Below are 2,521 nucleotides of genomic sequence, written 5' to 3'. Positions count from 1 at the left end.
CGACGAGGTGGTGGGGCACGAGCCCACCGACCTGTTCGACCAGGACTCCGACGACGACACCCAGGTGGTGGACATCGCCGACCTGCCGGACACCGCCGACGGCGCGCACGCGCTGGGTGACGACGAGGCCGTCGAGCGCGACGAGGACGAGGACCGCGAGGCCGCCCCGGCCGCCGTGCACACCCTCGAGGACGAGGGCGACGAGTCCGACGCCACGACCGACTCCGAGACCGAGCTGCGCACCGTCGACGGCACGGACACCACCGTGCGCAGCACCACCGTGGACGAGCACACCGACGGCCCGCGCGACGCCGTGGTGCAGGACCCCGACGGCGCCCTGACCGATCTCGACCCGGACGACGAGATCACCGTGGCCGGCGAGCACGACCACGCCGCGGCCCCGCTGGCCGACACCGACCCCGACGACGACCCGAGCGACATCGAGGCCGGCACCAGCACCGACCCGGGCGAGCTGCACAGCATCGAGGCCGAGGACGCCGACGACATCGAGTTCCCGGACTACCGCGAGCCCGGCACCGAGGACGCGCAGGACGAGGAGCTCACCGACTTCGTGGGCCCCGGCGGTGACGACGACACCCTGCCGGCCGACACCACCGGTCAGGACGTGCCCACCACCGCCGGCGGCGACGACGACCTGGTCTCCGACGAGGACGACTGGGACGACGTGCAGCCCACCGACGAGCGCGAGGCCGTGGAGCCCGGCACCGTGGACGCCCCCGAGGCCGACTTCCCCGAGGACGACCAGCTGCCCGACGTGGCCCCGTCCACCTGGGGCACCGAGGACGACGCCGCCGAGGGCGAGGAGCCGGTCGCGGCCGACCCGGAGGACGCCTCCCCGGTGGTGGCCACCTCCACCCAGGAGTGGCTGGGCCGCGGCGAGCTGCCGGCCGGCATGGACGCCGACGAGCTGGACCCGTACTCCGACTGGCAGGAGCGCCGCTGAGGCAGCCCCCGCCCCACCCGCGCCGAGCCCGTGCCCCCTCAGGGGGTGCGGGCTCGGCGGCGTCCCGGGGCACTCGGCGCCCCTGCGAGAATGCGGCCATGGTCGATCTCTCCACGCTGCAGCCCGCCCTCGCCCTCGGCCCGCTCGACGGCCGCTACCGCCGCCAGGCCGCCCCGCTGGTGGACCACCTCTCGGAGGCCGCCCTCAACCGCATGCGCCTGCACGTGGAGGTGGAGTGGGTGCTGCACCTGACCGACGCGCGGGTGTTCGACGGCATCGAGCCGTTCACCGACCAGGAGCGCGCGGCGCTGCGCAGCATCGTCACCGACTTCGACGGCGACGACATCGCGGCGCTGGCGGAGATCGAGAAGGAGACCGTCCACGACGTCAAGGCCGTGGAGTACCACCTCAAGAAGCACCTGGCGGGCGTGCTGGCCGGCCGCGGCGAGGACCAGGTCGCGCGAATGACCGAGCTGGTGCACTTCGCCTGCACCAGCGAGGACATCAACAACCTGTCCTACGCGCTGATGATCCAGGGCGCCGTGCGCGACGTGTGGCTGCCGGCCGCATCGGGCGTGGTCGACCAGCTGGCCGCGATGGCGCGCGACCTGCGCGACGTGCCGCTGCTGAGCCGCACCCACGGCCAGACCGCCACGCCGAGCACCATGGGCAAGGAGCTGGCCGTGCTCGCCCACCGCCTGGGCCGGCAGGTGCGCCGCATCGAGGGCGCCGAGTACCTGGGCAAGATCAACGGCGCCACCGGCACCTACGGGGCGCACGTGGTGGCCGTGCCCGGCGCCGACTGGGTGGAGCTCTCCCGCACCTTCGTGGAGCGCCTGGGGCTGGACTGGAACCCGCTGACCACGCAGATCGAGAGCCACGACTGGCAGGCCGAGGTGTACGCCGACGTGGCGCGCTTCAACCGCGTGCTGCACAACCTCTGCACGGACGTGTGGACCTACATCTCGATGGCGTACTTCGCCCAGGTGCGCGGGCAGGGCACGGTCGGGTCCTCGACCATGCCGCACAAGGTGAACCCCATCCGCTTCGAGAACGCCGAGGCCAACCTCGAGGTGAGCAACGCGCTGCTGGACGTGCTGGCCTCCACGCTGGTGACCAGCCGCCTGCAGCGCGACCTCACGGACTCCTCCATGCAGCGCAACATCGGGGTGGCGCTGGGCCACTCGATGCTGGCGCTGGACAATGTGCGCAAGGGCCTAGACGGGCTGGACGCCGTGCCGGAGCAGATGGCCAAGGACCTCGACGCCAACTGGGAGGTGCTCGGCGAGCCGGTGCAGTCCACGATGCGCGCGCTGGCCGCCCAGGGCGTGCCCGGCATGGAGCAGCCGTACGAGCGCCTCAAGGAGCTGACCCGCGGCCGCCGCGTGGACGGCGACGCGATGCGGGAGTTCATCCGCGGGCTGGGCCTGCCGGCCGAGGACGAGGAGCGCCTGGTGGAGCTCACGCCGGCCACGTACACGGGCCTGGCCTCGCAGCTGGTGGACCGCCTGGTGACGCCGAGCGAGGCCGCTGGGCGCGAGGGCTGAGCGGCCCGCC

At 73.3% G+C, this 2,521-nt stretch carries 1 protein-coding gene and 1 pseudogene; both read left to right on the top strand.

What is annotated here, in order from left to right; translation table 11 throughout:
* Window positions 1-964 (top strand): annotated as a pseudogene (locus HMPREF3099_RS12275) (hypothetical protein); the annotation flags it as partial.
* 98 nt (window positions 965-1,062) lie between these two features.
* Window positions 1,063-2,511, top strand: coding sequence for an adenylosuccinate lyase (purB, locus tag HMPREF3099_RS03445; protein ID WP_070703977.1), 1,449 nt, complete (start codon window positions 1,063-1,065; stop codon window positions 2,509-2,511).
* Window positions 2,512-2,521 lie beyond the last annotated feature (10 nt).

The organism is Kytococcus sp. HMSC28H12, from assembly GCF_001816045.1.
GTDB classification, from domain to species: domain Bacteria; phylum Actinomycetota; class Actinomycetes; order Actinomycetales; family Dermatophilaceae; genus Kytococcus; species Kytococcus schroeteri.
The sequence above is the reverse complement of the archived record's forward strand: the minus strand, read 5'-3'. Positions and strand labels throughout refer to the sequence as shown.